The organism is Pseudoalteromonas sp. S408 (assembly GCF_005886645.1).
Classification (GTDB): domain Bacteria; phylum Pseudomonadota; class Gammaproteobacteria; order Enterobacterales; family Alteromonadaceae; genus Pseudoalteromonas.
Genome location: NZ_PNDY01000004.1, coordinates 161,241 through 187,940 on the forward strand (window position 1 = coordinate 161,241; position 26,700 = coordinate 187,940).

Annotated in this window: 24 protein-coding genes; 17 read left to right on the forward strand and 7 right to left on the reverse strand. The window is 40.0% G+C overall.

Going from position 1 to position 26,700, the window contains the following annotated elements; translation table 11 throughout:
* The first annotated feature begins 196 nt into the window (after positions 1 to 196).
* From lpdA to CWB62_RS04670, 6 genes are all read left to right on the forward strand, one after another.
* Positions 197 to 1,624, forward strand: coding sequence for a dihydrolipoyl dehydrogenase (gene lpdA, locus CWB62_RS04645; RefSeq protein ID WP_138531061.1), 1,428 nt, complete (start codon positions 197 to 199; stop codon positions 1,622 to 1,624).
* A 250-nt stretch (positions 1,625 to 1,874) separates the two neighbouring features.
* On the forward strand, positions 1,875 to 2,567 hold the full coding sequence (locus CWB62_RS04650; RefSeq protein ID WP_058404505.1) for a tRNA-uridine aminocarboxypropyltransferase: 693 nt from the start codon (positions 1,875 to 1,877) through the stop codon (positions 2,565 to 2,567).
* Between the two features lie 802 nt (positions 2,568 to 3,369).
* Positions 3,370 to 4,374, forward strand: coding sequence for a Fe(3+) ABC transporter substrate-binding protein (locus CWB62_RS04655; RefSeq protein WP_138529156.1), 1,005 nt, complete (start codon positions 3,370 to 3,372; stop codon positions 4,372 to 4,374).
* On the forward strand, positions 4,374 to 6,005 hold the full coding sequence (locus tag CWB62_RS04660; protein WP_138529154.1) for an ABC transporter permease: 1,632 nt from the start codon (positions 4,374 to 4,376) through the stop codon (positions 6,003 to 6,005). The genes CWB62_RS04655 and CWB62_RS04660 overlap by 1 nt, the downstream gene beginning before the upstream one ends.
* On the forward strand, positions 6,006 to 7,055 hold the full coding sequence (locus CWB62_RS04665) for an ABC transporter ATP-binding protein (protein WP_138529152.1): 1,050 nt from the start codon (positions 6,006 to 6,008) through the stop codon (positions 7,053 to 7,055).
* A gap of 47 nt (positions 7,056 to 7,102) precedes the next feature.
* Entirely contained in the window at positions 7,103 to 8,002 is a 900-nt protein-coding gene (locus CWB62_RS04670; protein WP_058404501.1) for a Dyp-type peroxidase, read from the forward strand.
* Here the strand turns inward: CWB62_RS04670 and argR are convergent.
* Positions 7,999 to 8,466 (reverse strand): transcriptional regulator ArgR, encoded by a 468-nt coding sequence (argR, locus tag CWB62_RS04675; protein WP_006794541.1) that lies wholly within the window; start codon positions 8,464 to 8,466, stop codon positions 7,999 to 8,001. The two genes, CWB62_RS04670 and argR, sit on opposite strands and share 4 nt — an antisense overlap.
* 224 nt (positions 8,467 to 8,690) lie before the next feature.
* Here argR and mdh point away from each other — a divergent pair, with 224 nt between their 5' ends.
* Positions 8,691 to 9,623, forward strand: a complete 933-nt coding sequence (gene mdh, locus CWB62_RS04680; protein WP_058404500.1) for a malate dehydrogenase — start codon at positions 8,691 to 8,693, stop codon at positions 9,621 to 9,623.
* A gap of 81 nt (positions 9,624 to 9,704) precedes the next feature.
* On the opposite strand, the gene ispB is transcribed toward mdh, so the two are convergent.
* Positions 9,705 to 10,676, reverse strand: a complete 972-nt coding sequence (gene ispB, locus CWB62_RS04685) for an octaprenyl diphosphate synthase (RefSeq protein WP_058404499.1) — start codon at positions 10,674 to 10,676, stop codon at positions 9,705 to 9,707.
* A 421-nt stretch (positions 10,677 to 11,097) separates the two neighbouring features.
* Here ispB and rplU point away from each other — a divergent pair, with 421 nt between their 5' ends.
* From rplU to CWB62_RS04710, 5 genes are all read left to right on the forward strand, one after another.
* Entirely contained in the window at positions 11,098 to 11,409 is a 312-nt protein-coding gene (rplU, locus tag CWB62_RS04690; RefSeq protein WP_006794538.1) for a 50S ribosomal protein L21, read from the forward strand.
* Between the two features lie 16 nt (positions 11,410 to 11,425).
* Positions 11,426 to 11,683 carry a 50S ribosomal protein L27 gene (gene rpmA, locus CWB62_RS04695; RefSeq protein WP_002957747.1) on the forward strand — a complete coding sequence of 86 codons (258 nt, stop codon included), beginning with the start codon at positions 11,426 to 11,428 and terminating at the stop codon, positions 11,681 to 11,683.
* A 141-nt stretch (positions 11,684 to 11,824) separates the two neighbouring features.
* Positions 11,825 to 12,976 carry an Obg family GTPase CgtA gene (cgtA, locus tag CWB62_RS04700; protein WP_058404498.1) on the forward strand — a complete coding sequence of 384 codons (1,152 nt, stop codon included), beginning with the start codon at positions 11,825 to 11,827 and terminating at the stop codon, positions 12,974 to 12,976.
* A gap of 71 nt (positions 12,977 to 13,047) precedes the next feature.
* Entirely contained in the window at positions 13,048 to 13,539 is a 492-nt protein-coding gene (folA, locus tag CWB62_RS04705; protein WP_058404497.1) for a type 3 dihydrofolate reductase, read from the forward strand.
* A gap of 79 nt (positions 13,540 to 13,618) precedes the next feature.
* The gene (locus tag CWB62_RS04710; RefSeq protein WP_058404496.1) at positions 13,619 to 13,993 is read left to right on the forward strand and encodes a DUF3718 domain-containing protein; all 375 of its coding nucleotides are present in this window, start codon (positions 13,619 to 13,621) and stop codon (positions 13,991 to 13,993) included.
* 157 nt (positions 13,994 to 14,150) lie between these two features.
* Here CWB62_RS04710 and CWB62_RS04715 read toward each other — a convergent pair whose 3' ends face one another.
* The 3 genes from CWB62_RS04715 to coaBC all read right to left on the reverse strand — a co-directional run bounded on the left by CWB62_RS04715 (position 14,151) and on the right by coaBC (position 18,970).
* Positions 14,151 to 16,925 carry a S9 family peptidase gene (locus tag CWB62_RS04715; protein WP_138529150.1) on the reverse strand — a complete coding sequence of 925 codons (2,775 nt, stop codon included), beginning with the start codon at positions 16,923 to 16,925 and terminating at the stop codon, positions 14,151 to 14,153.
* Positions 16,926 to 17,087: 162 nt separating this feature from the next.
* Positions 17,088 to 17,675 (reverse strand): nucleoid occlusion factor SlmA, encoded by a 588-nt coding sequence (gene slmA / locus CWB62_RS04720; protein WP_058404494.1) that lies wholly within the window; start codon positions 17,673 to 17,675, stop codon positions 17,088 to 17,090.
* 101 nt (positions 17,676 to 17,776) lie between these two features.
* Positions 17,777 to 18,970, reverse strand: coding sequence for a bifunctional phosphopantothenoylcysteine decarboxylase/phosphopantothenate--cysteine ligase CoaBC (gene coaBC / locus CWB62_RS04725; RefSeq protein WP_138529148.1), 1,194 nt, complete (start codon positions 18,968 to 18,970; stop codon positions 17,777 to 17,779).
* 141 nt (positions 18,971 to 19,111) lie between these two features.
* Here coaBC and radC point away from each other — a divergent pair, with 141 nt between their 5' ends.
* The 3 genes from radC (at position 19,112) to rpmG (ending at position 20,460) form a co-directional block, all read left to right on the forward strand.
* Complete coding sequence (gene radC, locus CWB62_RS04730) at positions 19,112 to 19,786, forward strand: RadC family protein (RefSeq protein ID WP_138529146.1); 675 nt, start codon at positions 19,112 to 19,114, stop codon at positions 19,784 to 19,786.
* Positions 19,787 to 20,056: 270 nt separating this feature from the next.
* Positions 20,057 to 20,293 (forward strand): 50S ribosomal protein L28, encoded by a 237-nt coding sequence (rpmB, locus tag CWB62_RS04735; RefSeq protein ID WP_004335549.1) that lies wholly within the window; start codon positions 20,057 to 20,059, stop codon positions 20,291 to 20,293.
* An 11-nt stretch (positions 20,294 to 20,304) separates the two neighbouring features.
* Positions 20,305 to 20,460, forward strand: a complete 156-nt coding sequence (gene rpmG / locus CWB62_RS04740; RefSeq protein ID WP_058404491.1) for a 50S ribosomal protein L33 — start codon at positions 20,305 to 20,307, stop codon at positions 20,458 to 20,460.
* Positions 20,461 to 20,851: 391 nt separating this feature from the next.
* Here the strand turns inward: rpmG and CWB62_RS04745 are convergent, their stop codons facing one another.
* On the reverse strand, positions 20,852 to 22,987 hold the full coding sequence (locus tag CWB62_RS04745) for a S8 family peptidase (protein ID WP_138529144.1): 2,136 nt from the start codon (positions 22,985 to 22,987) through the stop codon (positions 20,852 to 20,854).
* Positions 22,988 to 23,317: 330 nt separating this feature from the next.
* On the opposite strand from CWB62_RS04745, the gene CWB62_RS04750 reads away from it, so the two are divergent.
* Both CWB62_RS04750 and CWB62_RS04755 read left to right on the forward strand, forming a co-directional pair.
* The gene (locus CWB62_RS04750; RefSeq protein WP_138529142.1) at positions 23,318 to 24,502 is read left to right on the forward strand and encodes a BaiN/RdsA family NAD(P)/FAD-dependent oxidoreductase; all 1,185 of its coding nucleotides are present in this window, start codon (positions 23,318 to 23,320) and stop codon (positions 24,500 to 24,502) included.
* Positions 24,503 to 24,668: 166 nt separating this feature from the next.
* A complete protein-coding gene (locus tag CWB62_RS04755) occupies positions 24,669 to 25,481 on the forward strand; it encodes a tetratricopeptide repeat protein (protein ID WP_235591518.1) in 813 nt (270 codons plus the stop codon).
* Positions 25,482 to 25,718: 237 nt separating this feature from the next.
* Here the strand turns inward: CWB62_RS04755 and CWB62_RS04760 are convergent, their stop codons facing one another.
* A complete protein-coding gene (locus CWB62_RS04760; protein WP_138529140.1) occupies positions 25,719 to 26,645 on the reverse strand; it encodes a manganese-dependent inorganic pyrophosphatase in 927 nt (308 codons plus the stop codon).
* Positions 26,646 to 26,700 lie beyond the last annotated feature (55 nt).

Below are 26,700 nucleotides of genomic sequence, written 5' to 3' on the forward strand. Positions count from 1 at the left end.
TCGCTAATTTAATTCAATTGATGTTTGTAAGAAAAACAAAATCAAATCCCAGCCAGTTGTTTTTAGCTGGGATTTTTACTATATGCAATGATACAATCTTTGCACTATTTGTGAATTGCTCTGATTTTCTGCCCATGCAGAAACATGGCAGTTAAATTTTAGGGCAGTGTCCCGTTCAAACAATTAAGGTAATAGCATGAGCAACGAATTAAAAACTCAAGTTGTTGTACTAGGCGGTGGCCCGGGTGGTTACTCTGCAGCTTTCCGTGCTGCTGACTTGGGCTTAGAAGTTACACTAGTAGAATCACGTGAAACATTAGGCGGTGTTTGTCTTAATGTTGGTTGTATTCCTTCAAAAGCACTTTTACACGTAGCTAAAGTAATTGATGACGCAGCTGAAATGTCATCTCATGGTGTTACTTTTGGCGCACCACAAATTGACTTAGACAAAATCCGCTCTTGGAAAGAGTCTGTTGTTGGTCAGCTTACGGGCGGCTTAGACGGCATGGCTAAAATGCGTAAAGTTAAAGTTGTACCAGGTTATGGTAAATTTACGGGTAGCAACACTTTAGCTGTTGAAGGTGCTGACGGCACAACAACTATTACATTCGACAACGCGATTATTGCCGCAGGTTCAAAACCAGTTAACTTACCTTTCATCCCAGAAGATGATCGTGTAATTGACTCAACGGGCGCATTAGAGCTTAAAGATATACCTGAAAAACTACTTGTTTTAGGTGGTGGTATTATCGGTCTTGAAATGGGTACTGTTTACCGCGCGTTAGGTTCTGCTATTGATGTTGTAGAATTTGCTGATCAATTAGTTCCTGCAGCTGATAAAGACATCATCAAAATTTACCAAAAATACGTAAGCAATAAATTTAACGTTATGCTTTCAACTAAGGTTGTGGGTGTTGAAGCGAAAGATGATGGCTTATACGTTACATTTGAAGGCAAAAACGCACCAGCTGAGCCAGTACGTTACGACAAAGTACTTGTTGCAGTAGGTCGTACGCCTAACGGTAATTTACTTGATGCTGAAAAAGCAGGCGTAAATGTAGATGAGCGTGGCTTTATTAACGTTGATAAACAGTTGCGCACTAATGTAAGCAATATTTTTGCAATTGGTGACTTAGTTGGCCAACCAATGCTTGCGCATAAAGCGGTTCACGAAGGTCATGTTGCTGCTGAGGTTATCTCTGGTCAGAAGCATTTCTTCGACCCTAAATGTATTCCTTCAATTGCCTACACTGACCCAGAAATTGCATGGGTAGGTGTTACTGAGAAAGAAGCTAAAGAGCAAGGTTTAAGCATTGAAACTGCGGTATTCCCGTGGGCTGCATCAGGCCGTGCAATTGCATCTTCTCGTACTGAAGGTTCTACTAAGCTTATTTTTGATAAAGAAAGCGGCCGTATAATCGGTGGTGCCATGATTGGTATTAACGCGGGCGAAATGCTTGGCGAAATCGGTTTAGGTATTGAAATGGGGGCAGATGGTGAAGATTTAGCGCTTACTATTCATGCTCACCCAACATTGAACGAGTCAATTGGCCTTGCAGCTGAAATTTTTGAAGGTTCAATCACTGATTTACCAAATAAAAAAGCAGTTAAAAAGAAGAAGTAATTTCTTTTAACTAACACCGCTTTTTTAAAACCCAAGCTACGGCTTGGGTTTTTTGTTTTTATAACTGTTAATTTTAAAAATAAGCAAAGCTTGCTTTGATAAAGTGCCATTTTATTTTGAGCTGATAGCTGATAGCTGATAGCTGATAGCTGATAGCTGATAGCTGATAGCTGATAGCTGATAGCTGATATCTATTCATCATGTTTTTAGCTACAATACGCGCCGAACAATTTATAGGTAATTAATCATTGTGACTCACTCATCCCATAATTCAGTACTGGTATTACGCGCTCAGCAAATTAGTGAATCTCGTCGCGAATTTAATGCCCGTGGCGCTAAGCTAGCACGTTGTGAGCAATGCTTAATTGCAAAGCATTATTGTATTTGTGAAGGTGTAGAGAAAGCGCAATGCAATGCTGCAGTGTGTTTATTGATGTACCATAACGAAAGTTTTAAACCTTCGAATACTGGGCGTTTAATTGCCGAAATTATACCTGATAACCATGCTTTTAAATGGGATAGAACTAACCCAGATGATGCGCTAATAGCGCTCATTAATGACGAGCAATATCAGCCAATGGTTATTTTTCCTGCTGAAGATGTAGAAGCGGGGCGGGCAATTACACAAGTAAATATTGAGCCTGGTAAAAGGCCGCTGTTTATCTTTTTGGATGGCACATGGCGTGAAGCGAAAAAAATGATTCGCAAAAGCCCATATCTAGATAACTTGCCCGTATTGTCTATTACAGCTGATAAGTTATCAGACTACCGTTTACGTGTTGCGCCGCATGCGCATCAGTTAGGTACAGCTGAGGTAGGTATTTTAGTGCTAGCACTCGCTGGTGAAATAGAGGCCGCTGAAAAGCTTGAAGATCACTTTATAAAGTTTCGAGATGCGTATCTTATGGGAAAACGAAATAAAGGCAGACCGGAGTCTATTTAATATCGATTGCATTGGCTATGAGTATTAAATTTTGGGCAAAGAAAAGCGCGCTCTATTTCTAGGCGCGCTTGCGGAATCTTCTAATTTTTTGCATCCTGCAATTGAACTTAATCAACTCCAATTTTTACTGTTCCATGTTTATTGCTATATTACTTTTTAGTTCTATGCAATGTAAGCCAATCCGGGCTTGTATCCTTTATTCCTAAACGTCCTGTTGTGGTAAAACCTATTACCAAATCCTTCATTTGCACTTCCTAGTGCTTCCATGTTGTTATCAATCCATTGTGTTGCCTGTTAATAAGGCCTGTCCTTTTTATTCCTTCAACATCCTGTTAAGCAACGTTCCAATGTTACACTCCTTTATGCATCTTCCTGATGCTGTCCTTTTATTAACAATCCATTGCGATGCTCATCCTGAGCCTGTCCTAACTCCGTGTTGTCATTTATAACCAGTCACTGGTTTATCGAGTAATTAATCCCTGTCCTTTTACTCGTTAAGCGTCATTGCTTAATTGATGGGTTAAGTATAGGCGAATGGCCTAACTAAAGTAGGACAAAAACACGATACAGTTTATGTATTATTATTGTTAAATACTATAAAGGTTAATTTTATCAATGGTTTAAGTTTTTTTTGGTAGGTTTTTAATCGGCGTTTTACTTATAAGCTGGCACACCCGTGAGATATCTCTTACAAGGTATTTCTGTTTTGGACGTTTTTTTGGTATTTATGGCTATTTAGGGTGTGCACTTTTTAACTGTTCACGGTAGAATTATTGATAATAATTACTATTTAGGTGGAATAATGAAGAAAACACTCGCTATCGCTTTAGGGTTTATCGCATCGGCGCCAGCCTTTGCAAATGATGTTGTTAATATTTACTCTTTTCGCCAACCTTTTTTAATACAACCTATTTTAGACGATTTTACAAAGCAAACCGGTATTAAAACAAATGTTGTGTTTGCTAAAAAAGGATTAATTGAGCGTGTAAAACGTGAAGGTAAACATAGTAAAGCCGATTTAGTTTTAACGTCTAATTTTAGTGCACTTATTCAATTGGAAGATTTAAATTTAACTCAAACAATTAATAGCACTCACGTTGATAGTAACGTACCTTCTGCCTTTCGTGATGGTGATGGACAATGGGTCGCGTTAACAAAACGCGTGCGAAATGTATATTCATCAAAAGATCGTTTGGGCGCATTACCAAAACTAACTTACGAAGAACTGGCTGATCCAAAATATAAAGGGCAAATTTGCACTCGTTCAGGTAAACATCCGTATAACTTAGGGTTGGTTGCTTCAATGATTGCTCACCATGGTGAAGTGCAAACTAAAACATGGCTTGAGGGCGTTAAGGTTAATTTAGCACGTAAGCCACAAGGTAATGACCGTGCTCAGGTAAAAGCTGTTAAAGAAGGGCTGTGCAATCTTGCGTTAGGTAATAGTTACTACTTAGGTAAAATGTTACAAGACGAAGAGCAAAAAACATGGGCAGAGGCAGTGCACATTAACTTTCCTAATCAAATTAATCGCGGCTCGCATATCAATGTATCGGGAGCTGTTATTACTAAATATGCTAAAAACCCTGAAAATGCCTTGAAACTCATAGAGTATATGACCGACAATAAAGCGCAAAACATGTATGCATCGCTTAATATGGAATACCCAGTTAAGCCTGGTGTGCAATTATCTAGTTTGGTTGCATCTTGGGGAAGCTTTAAAGAAGATAGCTTACCACTTGATGAGATCAGTAAATATCGTCCGTTAGCGCTAAAGTTAATTGATGAGGTGAAGTTCGATCTTTAATGACTTATAAATTTAAGCTGTCTAAATGGCAGCTATTCGCGTGGTCGACAGGCTTGGTTTTGTCGGCCCCGTTGTTTTTCCTCTTATTTGAATCGCTACAAGGCAACTCCGAGGTTTTTACTCACCTTTGGGATACGGTGCTTTTGGATTACATTGCTAATACTGTACTACTTATTTTAGGGGTGTGTGTACTCAGTAGTGTTATCGCTTTGCCACTTGGTTGGCTAACCGCTTACTGTAACTTCCCAGGTAAAAAACACTTTGAATGGGCGCTCATGCTGCCTCTTGCCATGCCTACTTACATTATTGCCTACGTGTATACCGATTTACTAGATTATGCTGGGCCCGTGCAAATTACTCTAAGGGAGTGGTTTGGCTGGCAGTCACCCAGTGATTACTGGTTTTTTGATATTCGCACTTTGCCTGGTGCAATAGTCATGATTGCTTTGGTACTTTACCCCTATTTATTTTTAATTTTTAAAACAGCTTTGAGAGAACAGTCTTTTAAATTGGTACAGGCAAGCCAATTAATGGGACTTTCCCCAACTAAAAGTTTTTTTAAAGTGAGTCTTGTATTATCTCGCGGCTCTATTGTTGCGGCCCTTGCGCTGATCAGTATGGAAACAATGGCTGATTTTGCAACCGTTAGTTATTTCGCTGTTAGCACGCTAACAACGGCGGTTTACGACACATGGTTTGGGTATTACTCATTGACTGCCGCTGCAAAAATATCAGGTGTTATGTTGTTATTGCTATTTTTAGCGCTTATGGCAGAGCGCTTTAGTCGTCGTAATCAAGCCGTATTTGAGCGTCAATCGGGTGTAAATAGCGAGGCACTTTACATTTTAAAGGGTAAGTCGGCTTGGTTAGCGACTGCATTTTGTAGTGTGGTTTTGCTTGTGTCTTTTGTGATCCCCATTGCGGTATTACTTAATTACGCGATTACCTATTTTGAGAAAGCGTGGAATGCTGAGTTTTTCAATTATGCATGGCAAAGCCTAAAAGTGGCAGGTGCTGTGAGTCTAATAACAATTGCATTGGGTGTATTTGTTGTTTTTTATCAACGCATAGCATCACATTCGTACCCACTTATTCCTGGGCGACTAGCGAGTACGGGTTATGCGCTACCTGGAACCGTGTTAGCCATTGCTGTGTTATTACCTCTTACCGTGTTAGAAAATGGCATTAATGCAGCATTAGAGTCATACAATTTAGACATAGGTCTGCTGCTAACAGGCAGTGTGCTTACTATAGTGATTGCTTATGTCGTTCGGTTTTATGCGATTGCTCACGGTGCAATAGAGTCGAGTTTTGTGCGTATTAGTCCATCGCTTGATATGGCAAGCCAGTCTATGGGTAAAAGCCAAGGCCAAACTTTGCGCTTAGTGCACCTACCTTTATTAAGACGAGGCTTACTGACCGCTGCGTTATTAGTGTTTATTGAATGCATGAAAGAGCTGCCCGCAGCTTTACTCCTGAGGCCATTTAATTTTGAAAGCCTAGCAACGCATGTTTTCCAGTATGTGAGTGATGAGCAATTAGAGCTGGCTTCTATATCTGCTTTGTTTATTGTTATTGTTGGATTTATCCCTTTGTATTTTATTAATCGTTCTATGGAGCAACACAGTTAAATGAGTAGTTTAATTTTGCAAGGTGTAAGCTATCACTATAACGGTACAAAGGTGATCGAAGACTTAGATTTAACGGTGGGTAAAGATGAGATTGTGTGTTTACTTGGTGCAAGTGGCTGCGGCAAAACCACCACACTAAAAGCCATTGCAGGTTTAGTTGAGGCTAAGCAAGGAAGTGTATTTATTGATGGTAAACTTGTCAGTGATGAATCAACATTTATTGCACCAGAGCACCGAAATATAGGTATGATGTTTCAAGATTACGCGTTGTTTCCTCATTTGAGCGTAGCAGATAACATTGCGTTTGGGTTAGGTAAAATGAGCCAATCCGAAAAACAACAACGTGTAGATGAAATGCTTCAGTTAGTGCATTTGTCGGGTTGTGCCGATAGGTTTCCTCACCAGCTTTCCGGAGGGCAGCAGCAACGTGTTGCGATTGCACGTGCATTGGCCTACAAACCTAGTTTGTTATTACTCGACGAGCCCTTTTCTAATATAGATACTCAAGTTAGGTTTGAGTTAATTGCTGATATTCGCCGCATTATTAAGGCGCAACAAGTATCAGCGGTATTTGTTACCCATTCCAAAGAAGAGGCGTTTGCTTTTTCAGACACGCTTGCCATTATGCATCGTGGAAAAGTTGCCCAACAAGGCACGCCAGAGCAGCTTTTTGCTGCGCCTAGGTCAAAGGTGGTTGCAGAGTTTCTTGGTCAAGGCATATACTTACCCGCACAAGCATTAACGGCAACTGAATATAAAACACCTTTTGGTACTGTTGAGTCTGATACGCAAGCAAGCCACAATTCATGTAGTGGTGAGTTATATGTGCGACCTCATCAAATTGAACTGGTGAAAGAGTGTCAAAGTGACAAACTCAGTAAACGGGCTACAATATTAAGTCGTCGCTTTATTGGTTCTGCTCATATTTATAAAGTTGTCATAGCCGAGCAAACGCTTGAAGTTGCAGCGCAATATGGCCAATCATTTGAAATCAATGAGCAGGTTATAATAAAAATAAAACCCCACACAGTGAACTTTTTTGAATCGTAATCAAATGTTATTTACTGTGTTTATATCTGTAAAACTGAGGAATAACAATGGCGCAAGCGCAATCTGGGATTTGTGCTGAAGCAAACCTACATGGTTTGCATTTATTTTTTAATGTGTTTGATGGTCAAGACGAATCATTGCGCGCTAAACTAAAGCAAGTAAGCGCTATTGAAGAAGAGTTTAACGATCAGTTTTCAGAGTCAATGTTGTCATGTGTTGTTGCCATTGGTGCCCAATATTGGCCTCATATCCTTCCTGAATATATTCCTAGTGAGCTGCAAAGCTTTCCCAATATAAATCATTCAGATCACCAAATGAGTGTCCAACCGTGTGACTTGTTTGTGCAGGTGCGTTCCGATAGAGAAGATGTAAATCACTTATTTGCACTGCAAGTTTTAAAGCTTTTTGCACCTGATGTAGAGCTGGTGGAGCAAATTCGTAACTTTCGCTTTTTAGATGGCCGAGACTTTAACGGCTTTATTTATGGTGGCGATATGCCACATGGTAGAAAAAAACGAGCAACCGCGTTAATTAATAAACCAGGGTGTTTTGAAGATCAGGGAAGTTATATTCATGTTCAACGCTACAAACACGACTTAACTGTTTGGCAGCATTTATCGCTCAGTGAACAAGAACAAATAATGGGCCGTACACGCCTAGATAACACGTTAATAACCCCTGCGTTAAATACGAGCCATGCCACGCGCAGTGAATTAAAAGATGAAGAAGGGCAACCCCTTTTGTTGAATCAAAGTATGCCTTATGGTGATGTTTATGAACAAGGGATGTTATGCATAAGCTGCGCAAGCACTGGGACTGCATTTGAGGCTGTATTGAATAGCCGTTTAGGTGAGGGGGAGTGTTACGACCACTGGCTTGATTTTACTCAAGCCGATATGGGGTCAGCTTTTTTTGCCCCCTCAGTTGGGTTTTTAAAGCAAATTTAAACCGTATCAAACAAAATACGTACACGTTCAAGTGTTACGTCTATTTCAGAAATTTTTGCTGGAGCAATAAATATAGTATCGTCTCCGGCAATAGTACCGAGTACACCATCGGCCTTTCCTAACGAGTCAAGTAAGCGGGCAATAAGCTGCGCAGCACCTGGGCTTGTGCGAATAATGATCATCATTTCATTATGCATAATATCAATTACTAACTGGCGTAATGGGCTTTTAGCTGTAGGCACTCCCATTTCAGCGGGGAGGCAGTAAACCATTTCTTGCTTAGCATTACGGGTACGCACAGCGCCAAACTTACTTAACATGCGTGACACTTTACTCTGGCTTATATTATCAAAGCCTTGCTCTTTGAGAGCATCAACTATTTCGCCCTGAGAGCCAAAGTTTTCTTCTTTTAAAAGAGACTTAAACGCTTTTACCAATGCTTCTTGTTTATCTTGAGGTTGCATAGTCTTTATTCATTATTGTTATTTATGCTGTAAATACTACACAAAAATGAATAATTATGCAGCAGTTGTTTAGTCAACTTGACAGTTTGATGCGATAAACCACCAAAGTTTACAACTATGGTCGAAAATATCGCAAAATAGGCCCGATAAATTTGTTTTTAGGCGCTAATTTCATTATCTTAAGGGCCACAAGTATTTCCTACCTCAAATGACGGAGAATTCCAATGAAAGTTGCTGTATTAGGTGCTGCAGGCGGTATCGGTCAAGCATTGTCTTTACTATTAAAAACAGGCTTACCGGCTGGTTCTGAATTATCACTTTACGATGTTGCACCAGTTGTACCAGGTGTTGCTGTTGACCTATCACACATCCCAACTGATGTTAAAGTAGCAGGTTTTGGCGCAGACGATTTAAACAAAGCGCTTGAAGGTGCTGACATTGTTTTAATCCCAGCGGGTATGCCACGTAAACCAGGTATGGATCGTGCAGATTTATTTAATGTAAATGCCGGTATCATCAAAACACTAGCTGAAGGCATTGTTGCTAGCTGTCCTAAAGCACTTGTGGGTATTATTACTAACCCAGTAAACGGCACCGTACCTATTGTTGCTGAAGTGTTTAAAAAAGCAGGCACATACGATGCAAGCCGTGTATTTGGTATTACTACGCTTGACGTCATTCGTTCAGAAGCATTTGTTGCTGAACTTAAAGGTGTAGACGTTGCTACAGTTAAAGTACCTGTAATTGGTGGTCACTCTGGCACAACTATTCTTCCTCTTCTTTCTCAAGTTGAAGGTGTTACTTTCACTGAAGACGAAGTTGCTGCGCTTACTCCACGTATCCAAAATGCAGGTACTGAAGTAGTAAATGCTAAAGCCGGTGGTGGTTCAGCTACATTATCAATGGGTGCTGCTGCAGCACGTTTTTGTATGTCTTTAGTTAAAGGCCTACAAGGTGAAGAAGTTGTAGACTACGCATATGTTGCTGTTGAAGATGGTGATGCAGAGTATTTTGCACACCCAGTACGCTTAGGTAAAAACGGCGTTGAAGAAATTCTTTCTTACGGCGAACTTAGCGCTTTTGAAGAAAAAGCGAAAAACGACATGCTTGAGACTCTGAAAAAAGACATCAAAGAAGGTGTTGATTTCATGGCGTAATAGCCAAATTGAGCATTAAAAAAGCCTGCATTTGCAGGCTTTTTTGTTGATCTAAATTTATTTACATCGAGCCACTAAATATTAATGGTCACGGTCCACTGCTATGCGGGCTAAGCTGACTAATGCGTGTTTGTAATCAGATTCAGGTAAAAAGTTTAGGCAAGCAATTGCTTTATCAGCTTCTAATTCGGCTTTTTTCATTGTGAACTCTAAAGCATTGGTATGCTTTAACGCATCTAATATAGCCTCTAAATTGTCCATTCCGTTACTGTGCTCAATGGCGTCTCGGATAAGCTGTTTTTGCTCACTGTTACCATGTTGCATCGCATATATGAGCGGTAGGGTAGGTTTTCCCTCGGCTAAATCATCACCAATATTTTTACCTAGCTGGTCTGCATCGGCATTATAATCCAGCACATCGTCAACAAGTTGAAATGCCGTGCCTAGGTGCATGCCATACAAGTTTAACGCATTGAGAGTGGCTTCATCATTGTCGGTAATAATGGCTGCAAGCCCAGTTGCAGCTTCAAACAACTTAGCTGTTTTAGAGTAAATAACTTGCATATAGCTGGCTTCGGTTGTGTCTGGATCGTTGCAATTCATAAGTTGCAGCACTTCACCTTCAGCAATAATATTGGTTGCATCAGCAAGTATTTGCATAATTTGCATTTTGCCCAAACCGACCATCAACTGAAATGAGCGCGTGTAGATAAAGTCGCCAACTAATACGCTTGCAGCATTACCAAATTCAGCGTTAGCTGTAGGCGTGCCTCGGCGCAAATTTGACTCGTCAACAACGTCGTCGTGTAATAAGGTCGCGGTGTGAATAAACTCAACAATGGTCGCAAGCGTAATGTGGTCTTTACCTGTATATCCTAGCGCTTTGGCTGCTAGAATAGCTAACATAGGGCGAACGCGTTTGCCGCCGCTGTTAACTATGTATAAACCAAGTTGGTTTACTAACGCCACATCTGAGCGCATTTGCGCATGTATAAGTTGATTGACGTCATTCATATCGCTTTCTATTAACGCCTGGATAGCTTTTATATCCATTGATCTCCGAGCCAATTTTTATGTGTGAACGGCGCAGATTGTACAACAAAAAACGCACTAGCTCGATATTTTGTGACGATTGATTTAAAAAACCCACTTAAAGTGCTTAATAAGTGCTTAATTTAATAACAAGTCTGTTTAATTATTGGGCAGTAAAAGTGATTTTTGAGTTTGAAGAATGAACTGCACAGGTTGCATTTTGCTCAGTAGGATTATTTTTACAAAGAGTTAAAAAGCGCTTGGCAAAAGGCTTAATTAATATAAAATAGAGAAAATATTGAATTGCTCTCAAAGCAGCTACTTTTTATTCATTTTAATTACAAAATAGGCTTGCTAGTTATTTCGCGTTAGCGTAAACTTCGCGCCCTATCGAAGAATATTTTAGTTGCACCGATTTGAGGGTGCACAGACGGAGTTAATTATGTACGCGGTTTTCCAAAGTGGTGGTAAACAGCATCGTGTGACTGAAGGTCAAACGATTCGTCTTGAAAAATTAGACGTTGAAACTGGTGCGGCAGTTGAATTTGATTCAGTGCTTTTAGTTGCTGATGGTGAGAAGATCGAGATCGGTGTACCGTTCGTAAACGGTGGTAAGATAACAGCTGAGGTTGTTTCACATGGTCGCGGTGAGAAGATTAAGGTTGTTAAATTTAGACGCCGTAAGCATTCTCGTAAGCAAATGGGCCACCGTCAATGGTTCACAGAAGTTAAAATCACTGGCATTAGCGCTTAATTAGAGGTACTTAGAAATGGCACATAAAAAAGCAGCTGGTAGTACTCGTAACGGTCGCGATTCAGAAAGCAAACGCCTAGGTGTTAAGCGTTTTGGTGGCGAATCAGTTCTAGCGGGTAGCATCATTGTTCGTCAGCGTGGAACACGTTTCCACCCTGGTACAAACGTAGGTATCGGTAAAGACCACACTATCTTCGCAAAAGCAGATGGTAAAGTTCAGTTTGAACAAAAAGGTCCTTTAAACCGTAAATACGTAACTATCGTAACTGAGTAATCAGTAAGGTAGTTAAAAAACCCCGCCTTTGCGGGGTTTTTTGTTTTGAGAAAAAAATATATACCAAAGCCAAGCCTGCAATCGGCTTGGCTTCGGTATATAATGTATAAATTAGCAAGCCAATCCCTAAAGTGAGTAATCATGAAGTTTGTAGATGAAGTAGAAATTCGCGCAGAGGCCGGAGACGGCGGAAGCGGTATCGTGTCTTTCCGACGTGAAAAATATGTCCCAGATGGTGGGCCTGACGGCGGTGACGGTGGAGACGGTGGTAGTGTTTATCTACAGGCTGATGAAAACTTAAATACCCTGATTGATTATCAGTTTGAGCGCTTTCACAGAGCTGAGCGCGGTACAAACGGGCGTAGCCGAAACTGTACAGGTAAAAAAGCAGATGATTTATTTGTAATGGTGCCAGTGGGTACGCGTATTACCGATGTTGATACGCAAGAAGGGCTTGGGGATTTGACTCAACATGGTCAACGAATTTTGGTTGCAAAAGGTGGTTTCCACGGCTTGGGGAATGCACGTTTTAAATCAAGTACTAACCGAGCGCCTCGTCAAAAAACATTAGGTACCCCCGGTGAAGTACGTAACTTAAAACTAGAGCTACTACTATTAGCCGATGTGGGCTTATTAGGTTTACCAAATGCAGGTAAATCAACGTTTATCCGCAGTGTGTCAGCAGCAAGGCCAAAAGTAGCCGATTACCCATTTACAACACTTATTCCTAATTTAGGTGTGGTGCGCCCTGAAGCTAACAAGTCATTTGTAATAGCTGATATACCAGGGTTAATTGAAGGTGCATCTGATGGTGCTGGTTTAGGTATTCGTTTCTTAAAGCATTTAGAGCGCTGTCGTGTGTTATTGCACATCATTGACGTAATGCCTGTGGATGGATCAAATCCAGTCGATAATGCGTTTGCAATTATAAACGAACTGCATCAATACAGTCCTAAGCTTGCAGAAAAGCCGCGTTGGTTAGTGTTTAATAAAATAGACTTATTGCCTGAAGATGAAGCACAAGCATTATGCGATGCGATTGCACAAGAGCTAGGTGAGTCTGAAAATATCTATAAAATTTCAGCTATTAACAAGCTGCATACTCAACCGCTTATACACGACATTATGACATTGCTTGACAGCATGCCTAAAGAGAAGTTTGAGCAAGTTGAAGATGAAGAAATAGAATTTAAGTGGGATACCTACCATCAAAAAGCCACCAAAGGCGACGATGATGATTGGGATGACTGGGATGAAGATGATTACGATGTAGAAGTAGTCTACGAACGTTAATTTTAATTAAATATAAAAAGGAGCAGTGGCTCCTTTTTTGTTTTTTAATAGTAAAGTATTAGGTATTTAATGTGATTATTTCAATGATTGCCGCCATGGCAAATAACCGTGTTATTGGTCTTGATAATAAAATGCCGTGGCATTTACCTGCAGATCTCCAACATTTTAAAGCCGTTACTACAGGCAAGCCTGTGATCATGGGTCGTAAAACTTTTGAGTCTATTGGCCGTCCTTTACCTGGTAGACGCAATATTATTATTACGCGCAACACTGAATATAAGGCCGAAGGTATTGAAACGGTAACAAGCCCAGAGGCCGCGCTGAGCTTGGTTTGTGATGTTGAAGAAGTGATGGTTATTGGTGGTGGAAATGTTTATCAGCAGTTTTTAACACAAGCTGAGCGCTTATATTTAACCTTTATTGATCTCGATGTTGAAGGCGATACACAGTTCCCCGATTACCAAGCTATTGCAAATTGGGAAGTGAAAGAAGAGCAAGTTAAACTGCCAGACGAAAAAAATAAACATAGTTATAAATTCGTAACTTTGTATAAATACTGCTAACATTATTGCGTAAGGTTAACTAGGTTGGTACAATATTAACCAGTTAACGTAGGAATAAAGTACCAAACAAGGGTCAACAATGTTTAAATTATCAAAGTTAGTTGTTATTTCTGCTATTGCTGCAGGTTCACTTTCGTACACAGCTCCTGTAAAGGCAAATGATCAACTAGCGCTATCTATTTGCGAGTATATCGCAGCAGATGATAAAAACCGTTTACGTAGCAAGTTAAAAAGCTCTCGTGTAAAAATTCGTAACATATATGATTCTATTCAATGTAACGGTAATAACTTATTGCGTCATGCCGTTGCCAGCAATGCTGTAGATGCAGGTGAGTATATTGTTAAAAACTTATCTAAAAGTTCATTGTCAGACGGTGCCGACATAGCCTGGGCTGAAGGCAATCACGCAGGTTCTGCGCTTATTCCTGTAATTAAAGACCGTGCTGGTTTGTAATTATTAGTAATTTAAAAAAAGCCGCGATTATCGCGGCTTTTTTTTTGCTGGAAAAATAATTGACTATTTAGAGGCCGATATTACTGAGTAATATCGGCCTCTATCTGTCTGAGTACTCTGATCAGCTTTTATCATGTTTATTTATGAATGTCTCAGTTCACTCACTTATAAATGCTTCACCTTCAATCATCCATTTAGCTGCAGGCTGACCTTTTAGGTAATGATCGAAGTACTGCATCATACGGACTGAAAAATCGACCTGATTAGGAAACTTTTTCAAGTGATGTGGTTCGCCTTCGTACTGTAAAAAGGTCGCATCTTTGCCTGCACGACGAAGTGCTAAATAATACTGTACGCCTTCGTGCCAAGGCACCGCATCGTCTTTGTCACCAAACATAATTAAGATTGGCGTATTTACTTTATCAGCAAAAAATACGGGTGAGTTTTCAATATACAACTCTGGCGCCTCAAATAAGTTTTTACCTATGCGGCTTTGCCCTGTTTCGTACTGAAACTGGCGAGCAAGGCCTGACTTTAAGCGTATGCCACTGTATGCGCTGGTCATGTTAGATACCGGCGCGCCTGATACAACCGCTTTAAACATATCTGTTTGGGTGATCATAAATGCACTTTGGTACCCGGCCCATGAGTGACCTTGCAAGCCAATTTTGTTTGGATCGGCAATACCAAGATCTATTAACTTTTGGGTAGCGTTGATCATGGTTTGCGTTGACGATTTGCCCGGGTGACCTATTTCAAAACGAATATCGGGTAAAAAGATGGCGTAGCCATTTGATGTAAACATTGGGAAATTAGGGCGATGATTTAACTCCATTTTAGGAAAATCAAACATACGCTGGCTCATGTAACGATAAAAATAAACGACAACAGGCACTTTATCGCCTTTTTTGTAACCGTCAGGTTTTATTAAAACACCTTGCAAGTCTTCACCATCAAAGCCTTTGTAGCTAATCAGTTCAGGTTTTTCACCCCAAGCAAAATTTGCGGTTTGAGGGTTCAAATCAGTTACTTTTTGTGTGCTTAAAAAGCTTAAGTCGGTTTGATAAAAATCTGGGAACTGATGATAAGTCTGTTCTGTAAATAGGTATTTATCTGCTTTCTTGGCTTTTTTAACAATATCAAAACGTTTATCACCACTGAGTACTTTAGTGATGGTCGTGTTTTCTAAATCAAGCTTAGCCACTTCGCTTTGCTTTGTTTGAAGGTTAACAGCAGTAACTAGCAGTGTTTCATCTTGTTTAAAGCCTACCTGGTTTCTATCAAGCTTAATGACGCGATACTGTGTATTAGTCTGCTTTCCATTTGTTAAGCGTTTAGCTTGCTTGGTGTTTACATTAAACGCCCAAATATCATATTTGCTATAAGCAAGTACTTGGCTGCTATCGCTCATCCAGCCTGCAAAACCATAGCCTGGTTGATCTGATGGGTAATCGTGTTTGTCGTCGGCAAAGATTGCTTTTAGGGCTTGTGTAACCGGAGTAACCTTATTGTTAGCTAATTCTTTTAGTTGTATTTGGTTGTCGGCAAAGTAAGCCGAAAATAAGCCATTAGGAGAAAGAGAAGGTCTAAAAGGGCTGTTAGTCACAATAGGAGTTTGCTTGCCTGTATTGATGTTTACGGCGTAGTAATCTGCAAAAAAGCCGCCATACATTATTTTTTCTAAATAGGGAGTGTTTGACGAGCCCAGCAAGGAAGTATCGCGCTCTGTATTAAGAGCAACACTCGGCATTGCAGGGGTACTCAGTTGAACTACTTCTTGTGAATTTACATGATATACGGCTTCGTAGTGACGGTGCTTATTAACCGCGTTCCATTGTTGTTTCTCGCGTGGTTTTATCTCTGGGTCTTTGTTATGCCAAATATCCAAGCCTTTTTGCTCGCGAATGGTCTCAATGTCATAGAGTGAGGTTTCATCTACGAATTCTTTTGCTTTTACTTTCGCTGCAAGTTTTGGTCGGTTTTCAAAGTATAAGCGTTTGCCGTTTTCTGACCAGCTTAGTTTTGCAGTTTTGCCTATAGTCCACTCTTTGTTTGAAGATTCAATAGTTAAAAGTGTTTCGTTTTTCCATAATTGTAGTGAGTGGTTTCGTCGGCGAGTATCTTCGTTTACATAATTACCCAATGTAAATGCCACGGTTGTTTCGATTGGGTGCCACGCTATTTTATTCGCAACAACACCGGGTTCATCAATTAGCACTTCACTTTTAAAAGATGTTAGTGAGATTAGCTTTATTTGGTTGTCGTTACCATCAGGGTAACTTTGGCTTAGCAAAAGCTGATCATTAGTAGCACTTATACTGTAACTAAAAACGTTATCAATAGTTTCACTTTGTTGGTTTTTTAAATTAATAATAACGAGCGGGTAAACCTTGTCTTTTTTGTCAGGTGAAATGGCGCTGCTGTCTTCCTCTTCACTCTCATCCTTGGTTTTTTTTTCTTCATTATCAGTTTTATCTGCTTTTATATCTGAGCGATAAGCAAGCCATACCCCATCGTTTGATAATGCGTAGTCTTTTACATTTTCAAAACTTTTTTGCTCACCTGTTTCAGTATTCACTAGCACTAAGTTATTTTTAAGCGTGTTTTTTTTCTTGGTGGTTTCTTTTTCGAGTAATGTGGGTACTTGCGTAAAAGCAACCCAGTTAGCCGCTTTGTTTATAAGCGGCTTTGTACCTCGTTCAACTTCACTTATTAAGCTGTTATTTGTTAAAGAGTATACTTGCCCTGTCGCATTGCCGCGATATGGCGTAGCACTCAAAGATAAAATACGGCCATCTTCAGACAGCTGTGTGCCTTTGGCTGATTTGAAGTTAAATACGTCTGTAAATTCTAATGCATCTTTTGCACTAGGCGCGGTGCTGACTAAGCTAGTAATAAATGCGCTACTGAGTAGGGTGAGCTTTGTTTTCATTATTGAGTCTCGTTTTTTAACATTATTTGATTGTAACGAGTTTGGCTAATATTTCGACCAGATAGGATAAAAAGGCAGGTAGCGACGATAAGTAACAGGTATAAACAATAAAACGACCATTTGGTCGTTTTATTTAGATTAAACTTGGCAATTTAAATGAGTTTAAAGCCAGATTTTTTGTAGCTCAGGCCATTGTTTTTCAAACTGAACACTGGGCTTCGTCTTAAAGTCACTGCGAACAAATTGATTCATTTTTCCTTCAACGTAAGCAAGTAAAAAGTTAGCTAGTGTAAGTTCATCACTTTGAAAGTTTTTACCTTCACGAAGTTTTCGTTCTCTGAGGACTTGCTTAAGTTGAGTTTCTAATTTTTCAAAAAAGCTTTGTACGCGTTCACGTAAGCGCTCTTGCTCACCTTGTAGTGCATCACCTGTTAGAATACGAGTAATACCTGGGTTTTTTTCGGCGAACGTTAAAAGCAAGAGTAGAATATTATAAATGCGAGTTTGGCTTTCTTTTTCGTTTTCTAAAATGAGGTTGATGCGCGATAAAAGAGTATCTTCAATAAACTCAATCAAGCCTTCAAACATGCGCGCTTTGCTAGGGAAGTGACGATAAAGTGCCGCTTCAGATACGCCTACCTCTGCAGCTAATTTTGCTGTGGTGATACGCTGGCCCGGGCTTGTTTCTAACATTTGTGCGAGTGCTTGTAGTATTTGCTCTTTGCGATTACTTCTTTTTGTCGCAGGCATGAACATTCCTTTTTTATTAGTTATTTTTAGCTAGCGCTAATCATTTTTTGTTCAAATGAAAGACGTATGTTAATGTTTTATTCAGTTTGTTTCCAGCCTTTTTATAGATGTTTAGCCAGCTGTTCGATCACTTTTAGGGCAATTTCCGTTTTGCTATTTACAGCCAATTCTAACTGTTCATTTTGCCAATATAGGGTAAGCGCGTTTTGGTCAGAATTAAAGCCCAAGCCACTTAGCGATACGTCGTTTGCACAAATCATATCGAGGTTTTTATTGACTAGCTTACCTTTTGCATAGCTTTCTACGTTTTGCGTTTCGGCGGCAAATCCAACAGTGTATGGGCGGTTATGTTTAATATTAGCAACGGCGGCAATAACATCAGGGTTTTTTACCAAGGTGAGTGTTAGTTCGTCGCCTTGTTTTTTCATTTTTTGAGTCGCTACTTCTGCGGCTCTGTAATCTGCAACAGCTGCACAGCCTATAAACGCATCTGACTGTGGTGCATAGATTAGTGCTTCATTTAATAATTGCTCTGCACTTTCTATATTTATCAGGTTTACGCCAGTAGGGGCTTTAATAGTTACAGGGCCTGAAATTAAATTAACGTTAGCACCGAGTAGTAACGCCGCTTCTGCAAGTGCGTAACCCATTTTTCCAGAGCTATGGTTTGATATAAACCTAACAGGATCAAGAGGCTCACGGGTTGGGCCTGCCGTTATAGTAATTGTTTTACCGGTTAAAATTTGAGGAGGTTGCTTTTCAACACACAGCGCTACTAACTCATGTGGTTCAAGCATACGTCCTGCACCTACATCTCCGCAGGCTTGCTCTCCTTTACCCGGGCCCCAAATAAGTACGTTACGTGCTTTTAAGGTGGTTAGGTTTGCTTGCGTTGCTGCATGTGCATACATTTGCTGGTTCATGGCTGGGGCTACGGCAACTTTTGCTGGGGTCGCAAGTAGTAGGGTAGTCAGTAAATCGTCTGCAATACCAGATGCCATTTTAGCAATAATATTACACGTTGCAGGAGCAACTAAAATAAGGTCAGCCCATTTGGCAAACTCAATGTGTCCCATTGCAGCTTCGGCCGCAGGGTCGAGCAATGAATCCGATGCTATTTCGCCGCTAACGGCTTGCATTGTGAGTGGTGTAATAAAATGCTTAGCCGATTCGGTCATAACAACCTTTACTTCACAACCATGGTCTTTTAATCGTCTTACAAGCTCAGCGCATTTATAAGCTGCAATTCCACCGCTAATACCCAATACAATTTTTTTGTTTGTTAACGTCATCATGGTTGTCTATCAATCTTATTAAATATTGCGCCTAAAATAACAAATCTTTTACGGTTCAGCTAAGTTTTTAATTTAAAATTGCAGGCTAAATTTTAATTTTGCATTACATTTATAAGACAGCTTGTTACTCAAGGATGAAAAATGCAATTGACCTCTCTGCCTAATTCTTTGCGCCCGCGTGAAAAGCTCATTGAAAAAGGCGCTAAAGCGCTAAGTGATGCAGAACTTCTCGCCATATTTTTACGTACAGGGCTCCCGGGAATGAATGTGATTGAGTTAGCTCAACACTTACTGAACGAAAATAAAACCTTACATAACTTGTTTAATGCCAGTATGGATGAGTTTTGTTCACAAAAAGGGTTGGGAACGGCAAAGTACGTTCAATTACAAGCGGTGCTTGAATTAAGCCAGCGTTATATGTTGGAGCGCTGCCAACGCGATGCCGTGTTTAACTCCCCCAACTCAGTATATGATTATTTGACGATTCAAATGCGTGGGCTACAGCAGGAAGTGTTTATGGTGCTTTATCTTGATAGCCAAAACCGCTTAGTAAAAGATGAAATTCTTTTTTACGGCACAATTAATGCTGCTAGTGTGTACCCTCGTGAGGTGGTTAAAGCTGCACTGAAAAATAATGCCGCGGCCGTTATTTTTGCCCATAATCACCCAAGTGGGATTGCAGAGCCTAGCCAAGCCGATAAACTTATTACTAATAAATTACAGCAAGCACTGCAATTAGTAGACATAAACGTACTTGATCATATCATTGTGGGAGGTGAAACATGCGTTTCGTTTGCCGAGCGAGGCCTTATTTAACTCTCTTTAATATAGAAATGTGCTAAAAATGAGCGGTTTAATGCATTTTAGCAAATTAGTTTAATTTAAATGCAGTTTTTACTTTCCCTAAGGGCATTCGATCTTTATAATTGGCCGCTATCAAATTTACATATGAGCTGGTTGGATAGATCAGTATTTGATCTTTGCCTGTAAAAGCTGTATAAAGAGCGCCCTTCGATTTATCTAGGGCAGAAATACACGGCCTTAGATTAAATTAAGCTCGAGCGAAGTTATTGGAGATATATAGACATGTCTAAAGTATGTCAAGTTACAGGTAAGCGTCCAGCGGTTGGTAATCACCGTTCACACGCGAGAAACGCGACTAGACGTCGTTTCCTACCTAACCTACAAACACACCGTTTTTGGGTTGAAAGTGAAAAACGTTTTGTAACATTACGCACTACTACTAAAGGTATGCGTATTATTGATAAAAAAGGCATCGACACGGTTCTTACTGAAATCCGTGCTCGCGGCGTTAAAGTTTAAGGATCTGAATCATGCGCGATAAAATCCGTTTAGTTTCAACTGCCGGTACTGGTTTTTTCTACACTACTGACAAAAACAAACGTAACATGCCTGAGAAGATGGAAATCAAAAAGTTTGATCCAAAGATTCGTAAACATGTTGTTTTTAAAGAAGCTAAAATTAAATAATTTTAGTTCTTTTAGAATATAAAAACCCAGCTTAGGCTGGGTTTTTTGTTTTCTGGTGGTGAGTTAGCAATATATTTGAACTAGTACTTATATCAAACCAGCCACAGTACCAATCAATTTAAAAAGCTAAACCTGACGCTAATACCAATCAGCAATAATACTTAATCATTTTGCGGGGCTAAACGTGTCGCTACCTGCGTTAACCCCCTTCATTTAGAATAACTAAATAGCAATTTTTTGCCTAGCTATCAACACGCTTTTCCATCCTCAAAATAGGCCACCTAATTAAGCGAGTAAGCATTAAACCCAAATAAGCTGAAACCTTCTTACTCATAAAAAAGGCCAAACAGTCAGTTTGGCCTTTGCTATCCTAAAGATTATGAATTTACTATTATGGTTGGTATTGTCCGCTAATAGTTAAACCAGAAAAGGTTCTGTAAGCATTTACACTTAAATGCCATGTACCGGCTTGCGGGTTATTGAAGGTACATGTTTCAGCATTACCGTTTTTATATGGACGACAATCGTAGCTAGACGATGTTGGTTGACTACCAAACTTCACAAATAAATCAGCATCCCCCGTGCCACCAGAGCTGGTTACAGTAAATGTAGACATGCCCGCAGGTACATCTAGCGTGTAGTGTTTCCACTGACCAGCACTTGCACTTACATCACTCACAGTACCGCCACCTGCTTCAGGTGTGCCTGAACCGCCACCAGAAGATGCACCTGTAATATTACCGACTAAACTAACACCTGAATAAGCAGAGTAACCACGAAGCATTACATGGTATGTGCCTGCTGTTGGATTATCGATAGAACACTCTTCGCTGTTGCCGCCTTTGTAAGGACGACAGTCGTAGCTTGATGTCGTTGGTTGGCTTCCAGCACGAACGTATAGATCGGCATCACCTGTGCCACCGCTCATTGTAAACGTAACATTCGTTGCTCCGCTTGGCACGGTCATTGTGTAAAAGTCTTGTGCGTTAGCACCACCGCTTAACCCTGTTTTAGCTTCGCCATCAACAAGTTCACTATCACCTGTTGTAGGTGGTGTTGTGCCGCCACTTGCTGCGGCAACAGCAGCTGCTGCATCAACAATACCTGTACCACAGTTGTTACATGTTGCAGGGAATGAGCGTGTAGACGATTTTAAAATACTCTCTATTTCATCAGGTGTAGCATTTGGCTTTGCTTGCTTGATAAGTGCAGCTACACCCGCTACGTGCGGAGCCGCCATAGATGTACCTTGAGAGAATGAGTAGCTATCAGTCGATGGAGAAGACGATCCTGAGTTATACGTAGACAGAACACCTTCAGAGTCGTTAGCGAAGCTTTGCGCGCCACCTGGTGCTGCAACATCAATATTGCTACCGTAGTTTGAGTAATAAGCACGGCCACCATTTCGGCCAACAGATGCCACATTAACTACACCACTACAGTTACCTGGGTTGTAGTTAGCTGAGTTATCGTTGTCGTTACCTGCTGCAATAACAACAACAGCGCCATTGCTGCGAGCTGTATTGATTGCATTTTGTGTTGTAGAACTACAAGAGCCGCTGCCACCTAAGCTCATGTTAATAACATCAGCTGGATTAGGGTTTCCAGGGATGCCCGATACGTTACCGCCAGATGCCCAAATAATGCCGTCAGCAATATCAGATGTTAAACCACCACATTTACCAAGTACACGCACTGGAACTACTTTCGCATCATAAGCAACACCGGCTACGCCTTCACCATTATTTGTAACGGCCGCAACAGTACCTGCAACGTGAGTACCATGCCAGCTAGAACCTTGCGCACCATTATTTCCACATTCACCGGCTGCTACTGCATCGCCCGGATCACGTGCATCGCTATCACGTCCGCCGCCATCATTAGCAACTGACAGGTTAGAAATCATATCGTAGCCTGGCAAAATATTAGCGTTTAAATCGGCATGAGGGCGGTAACCTGTATCAAGAACAGCCACTACTACACCACTACCTGTTGCGGTGTCCCAAGCCGTTGGTAAGTTTAGACCGCCAGCTTGCTCATAGTAGTGCCACTGGTCGCCATAGCGCGGATCGTTAGGTGTCGCAAAAGGTTTTAACATTTGGTCAACTTCAATGTACTCAACGTTGCCTGAATCAACCATTTCTTGCATAAACTCTTGCGCTTCTGCTGCGCTAAGCTTTTTATCAGCTCGCATAACGTGGTGGTTATTGAGTGCCATTGCGCGAATGTATTTTGCTTTAACCTTTCCTTTTTTAGAAGCAAAGTTTTTAACAAAGTTTTTTGCACGCGCTTTCATGTTTACAGGGCTTTCATCTGCAGTTGAATAACTCAGTGCGTCAAAATTGTTATTTTTATATTTAATGATGAATTGCGTTTCAAAGCCACTTTGATTTTGAAGTTTAGCCGTTGTATCTGCCACTGAAGGGCCAATTGCTTGTGCTGGGTTAGCCATGCTTGATGCAGTAGCAAAAAGCGTACTAATGGTAAGTGCTAATGCACACTTATTAAATGTCTTACTTGTTGTCATAATTTTCCCTAGATTTTTTATTAGTTATATCGTGATGGATTGTCACAATGCAGGTACAAAGGTAAATTATGTGTTAACAAAATTAAAATACTAAATCATTATGTCCCTATTTCATTTAGTTATAACGAGGGTTTTAAAGGGGTTTGTCATTGTTTTGTATTTGTCATACAAAACAAAAATGAGATAAAAGCATTGCTTTTTGATTTGTATTTTTAATACTTCTAAAAAGTAGAAAGTATATTTATTGTGTTATTTGTAATAGTTAATTCTGTACATTGCTGGCGATTAAATTTTGCTATAATCGAGCAAATTGTTAAGTGAGATGAATAAATGACCCAGGTAGATGTAATTGTAATTGGCGCGGGCGCGGCAGGATTAATGTGTGCGGCGCAAGCCGGATATCGAGGCCGACATGTTACAGTGCTAGACATGGGTAAAAAGCCGGGTCGTAAAATTTTAATCAGTGGTGGCGGGCGCTGTAATTTTACAAACGAAAACGCCGCACCAGAAAACTATTTATGCGGTAATCCACATTTTGTTAAATCATGTTTGAGCCGTTACACACAACATGACTTTATTGAGCTGGTGGACCGCCACGGTTTGGCATACCATCATAAAACGTTAGGCCAGCTGTTTTGCGATAATAGTGCTCAAGATATTGTTAATATACTTCTTACCGAATGCGAGTGGGCGGGTGTAAACATAGCCTTGCGTAGTGAAGTGATTAATGTTCAAAAAACAGAGTCGGGTTACAGCGTTACTACAGAGCAAGAGACTTTGCATTGTGAGTCGTTAGTGGTTGCATCGGGTGGGCTTACTATGCCCAAATTAGGTGCTACACCGATTGGTTATAAAATTGCTGAGCAATTTGGGCTTAACGTATTACCTACTATGGCGGCGCTTGTGCCATTTACCCTTCATCAGCACGACAAAGAGCGCTTTGAAGGGCTATCGGGTATGAGTATTCCGTGCGAAGTCACAAGCGAAGACGGCACCACATTTAAAGAAAATATATTATTTACGCACCGTGGCTTATCTGGTCCTGCAATATTACAAATAAGCTCTTTTTGGCGTGCAGGGCAAGCTGTTACCATTAACCTACTTCCAGAGATAGATTTAAAACAGCAGCTTGCAGATTGGCGAGAAACGCAATCGCAAAAATCATTAAAAAATAGCCTAGCAACAATACTACCTAAACGTTTTATTGAAATATTACATGAAAGCGCTGCAATACCTGATTGTAATATTAATCAGCTTACTCATAGTCAAATTGACGAGCTTGCTAATTATATCCACGCGTGGCAAATAAAACCTAATGGAACTGAAGGGTATAGGACGGCTGAAGTCACCCTTGGTGGTATAAATACAGATGAACTAAGCTCTAAAACGTTTGAAGCCAAAAAATCAAAAGGCTTGTATTTTATAGGGGAAGTTACCGATGTAACTGGTTGGCTTGGTGGGTATAACTTTCAGTACGCTTGGAGTTGTGGCTTTGCAGCGGGGCAATACGCGTAGTTATTTTATTCATTGTTAAATACAGCGCACTCATATTACACTTACCACTTGTGTGGTTAATATGAGTGTTCTGATGTTAAAGCATGTTTTAATTGGTTTTTTGCTTTTTTATATAAGCCAGGGTGTAAAGGCCTCTGAAAATTTAAGTGATCATGAAGTGTTTTGTATGCAATCAGACCAAGATTGCTTAACCTACATTAAATCTCGCCTTTTAAATGCGCAAAAGAACTCCTCTAATTGGTATAAATTGAAAACATACGAATTTGACTATTATTTTGATTATCAAGAATTCGATAACCTTCATAGCGCATTAAGCCCCTTTGTTGACCAAGAAGAATTACCTGGTGCATTTAAAATACAAGTTTATTTTTATTATGCTAAATCACTTAATTACTTAGGTAATAAACAACAAGCAAAAGCCTATGCGGCAAAAGCATTTGCTCAACTTGATGAAATTTATAATGTATTTGGTGATCCTTTAAGGCTTGTAGAGCTGGCTAATTTACAGCACATATTTGGTGATAAAAAAAAGGCTCTTCGTGTATTGCTCGATGCTGAGCAGCGCTATGCAAAAAGTAATGATGTTATTTTTCACTTTGAGTTACACATTAATAAAGGGCATATTTTTTATAACTGGCAACAGTACCCTCAAGCGATAGAAAGTAACTTAAAAGCCTATAACGCTATAAAAAATACAGAGCATGATGCAAAAACGGCAATAGCATTAGGTAATTTAGCGTTTTCTTATTTTAAACATAATGACTTTAATAACGCTGTAAAATATTTCAAAACTGCGTTCAATTACATCGAACCGGATAGCATTTACCACGCAACCTACAGTTTACGTTTAGCGCAATCATATTGGGAGCTGGGTAATAAAACGCAAGCAACTTTGTGGTTAAATAAAATAGATATAGATAATGTCGAACTCTCAAAAAGCCATGCAAAAGTTTATGATGAACTAAAAAGTAAAATCTAAAACTTGTTTGTTCAATCTAGTGTTCGATTTTGGTAATTAAATCTCATTGATAACAAGGCAAAAATTTAGTAAAAATAATTGTCCTAAATTAGGCGTTTTAAATATTATTTGAGTTATATTTTTCCTCGACTTGATTAAGGCTTACTGCGGGATTGTAGTTTGTGCTTTAAGTTTTAAAACAAAAAAGCCGATACTGCATATGCACTATCGGCTTTTTAGTGTTATTTATTAAAGCTATTAGGCTTTAGCAAACGCATCTTGTAGTGGTGGTACTACTTGCTTTTTACGGCTTAATACACCGTCTAACCATACTTTATCATTTTCTGGCTTTACGCCGTAAGCCTGCTCAACTAGGTTTGCATCGTCAGATACAATTAGCATCTCTGAGCCTTCTTTCATGATATCGGTAAGCAGTAAAAATACAGAGTGACGGTTGCCTTCTGCTTTTAACTTAGCAATATCAGCTTCAAGGTCAGCTTTAATATCGTCAAATACAGCCAGGTCGATTACTTCTAGTTGGCCAATACCTACTAGGTTACCGTTCATATTGAAATCTTTAAAGTCACGCATAACTAAGTCACGTGCAGGTGTATCTTCTACTGCAGACTTAACGCGGAACATATCCATGCCTAGTTCTTTAAAGTCTTCAATACCCGCAATTTCAGCAAGTGCTTCAACACATTTAATATCGGCAGTGGTACAGGTAGGTGATTTAAATATTACGGTGTCGCTTAAAATTGCACACATCATAATACCAGCGATGTCTTTAGGGATTTCTACGCTGTAAAAATCGTACATCATTTTAATAATGGTGTTTGAACAACCTACAGGGCGAATCCAACATTCAAGCGGAGTAGATGATGTCAAGTCACCTAATTTATGGTGATCTACCACGCCAACAACACGGGCTTGGTCGATATCATCAGGGGCTTGTGTTTTTTCTGTGTGATCCACAATATACACATCTTCGCCAGCGTAGCTTAGTTTAAGCTCCGGGGCTTCGAAGCCAAATTTATCAAGGATAAATTGGGTTTCTGGTGAAACATCACCAAGACGAGTTGGTATTGCCGGCTCATCAATTTGGTTTTTTAAATAAGCCAGTGCAATTGCACCACAAATAGAATCTGAATCTGGGATTTTATGGCCCACTACATACATAGACATTGACGGAACTCCTTTAAATTTGTCGATATTCTAACAAAGTCTGTGCTCTTTAACA

What these genes read in the sequence shown, in the direction of transcription:
- lpdA (WP_138531061.1), top strand. Translation starts at nt 197, where the DNA reads ATGAGCAACGAATTAAAAACTCAAGTTGTTGTACTAGGCGGTGGCCCG.
- CWB62_RS04655 (WP_138529156.1), top strand. Translation starts at nt 3,370, where the DNA reads ATGAAGAAAACACTCGCTATCGCTTTAGGGTTTATCGCATCGGCGCCA.
- CWB62_RS04660 (WP_138529154.1), top strand. Translation starts at nt 4,374, where the DNA reads ATGACTTATAAATTTAAGCTGTCTAAATGGCAGCTATTCGCGTGGTCG.
- CWB62_RS04665 (WP_138529152.1), top strand. Translation starts at nt 6,006, where the DNA reads ATGAGTAGTTTAATTTTGCAAGGTGTAAGCTATCACTATAACGGTACA.
- CWB62_RS04670 (WP_058404501.1), top strand. Translation starts at nt 7,103, where the DNA reads ATGGCGCAAGCGCAATCTGGGATTTGTGCTGAAGCAAACCTACATGGT.
- argR (WP_006794541.1), bottom strand. Translation starts at nt 8,466, where the DNA reads ATGCAACCTCAAGATAAACAAGAAGCATTGGTAAAAGCGTTTAAGTCT.
- mdh (WP_058404500.1), top strand. Translation starts at nt 8,691, where the DNA reads ATGAAAGTTGCTGTATTAGGTGCTGCAGGCGGTATCGGTCAAGCATTG.
- ispB (WP_058404499.1), bottom strand. Translation starts at nt 10,676, where the DNA reads ATGGATATAAAAGCTATCCAGGCGTTAATAGAAAGCGATATGAATGAC.
- rplU (WP_006794538.1), top strand. Translation starts at nt 11,098, where the DNA reads ATGTACGCGGTTTTCCAAAGTGGTGGTAAACAGCATCGTGTGACTGAA.
- rpmA (WP_002957747.1), top strand. Translation starts at nt 11,426, where the DNA reads ATGGCACATAAAAAAGCAGCTGGTAGTACTCGTAACGGTCGCGATTCA.
- cgtA (WP_058404498.1), top strand. Translation starts at nt 11,825, where the DNA reads ATGAAGTTTGTAGATGAAGTAGAAATTCGCGCAGAGGCCGGAGACGGC.
- CWB62_RS04710 (WP_058404496.1), top strand. Translation starts at nt 13,619, where the DNA reads ATGTTTAAATTATCAAAGTTAGTTGTTATTTCTGCTATTGCTGCAGGT.
- CWB62_RS04715 (WP_138529150.1), bottom strand. Translation starts at nt 16,925, where the DNA reads ATGAAAACAAAGCTCACCCTACTCAGTAGCGCATTTATTACTAGCTTA.
- slmA (WP_058404494.1), bottom strand. Translation starts at nt 17,675, where the DNA reads ATGCCTGCGACAAAAAGAAGTAATCGCAAAGAGCAAATACTACAAGCA.
- coaBC (WP_138529148.1), bottom strand. Translation starts at nt 18,970, where the DNA reads ATGATGACGTTAACAAACAAAAAAATTGTATTGGGTATTAGCGGTGGA.
- radC (WP_138529146.1), top strand. Translation starts at nt 19,112, where the DNA reads ATGCAATTGACCTCTCTGCCTAATTCTTTGCGCCCGCGTGAAAAGCTC.
- rpmB (WP_004335549.1), top strand. Translation starts at nt 20,057, where the DNA reads ATGTCTAAAGTATGTCAAGTTACAGGTAAGCGTCCAGCGGTTGGTAAT.
- rpmG (WP_058404491.1), top strand. Translation starts at nt 20,305, where the DNA reads ATGCGCGATAAAATCCGTTTAGTTTCAACTGCCGGTACTGGTTTTTTC.
- CWB62_RS04745 (WP_138529144.1), bottom strand. Translation starts at nt 22,987, where the DNA reads ATGACAACAAGTAAGACATTTAATAAGTGTGCATTAGCACTTACCATT.
- CWB62_RS04750 (WP_138529142.1), top strand. Translation starts at nt 23,318, where the DNA reads ATGACCCAGGTAGATGTAATTGTAATTGGCGCGGGCGCGGCAGGATTA.
- CWB62_RS04755 (WP_235591518.1), top strand. Translation starts at nt 24,669, where the DNA reads ATGCAATCAGACCAAGATTGCTTAACCTACATTAAATCTCGCCTTTTA.
- CWB62_RS04760 (WP_138529140.1), bottom strand. Translation starts at nt 26,645, where the DNA reads ATGTCTATGTATGTAGTGGGCCATAAAATCCCAGATTCAGATTCTATT.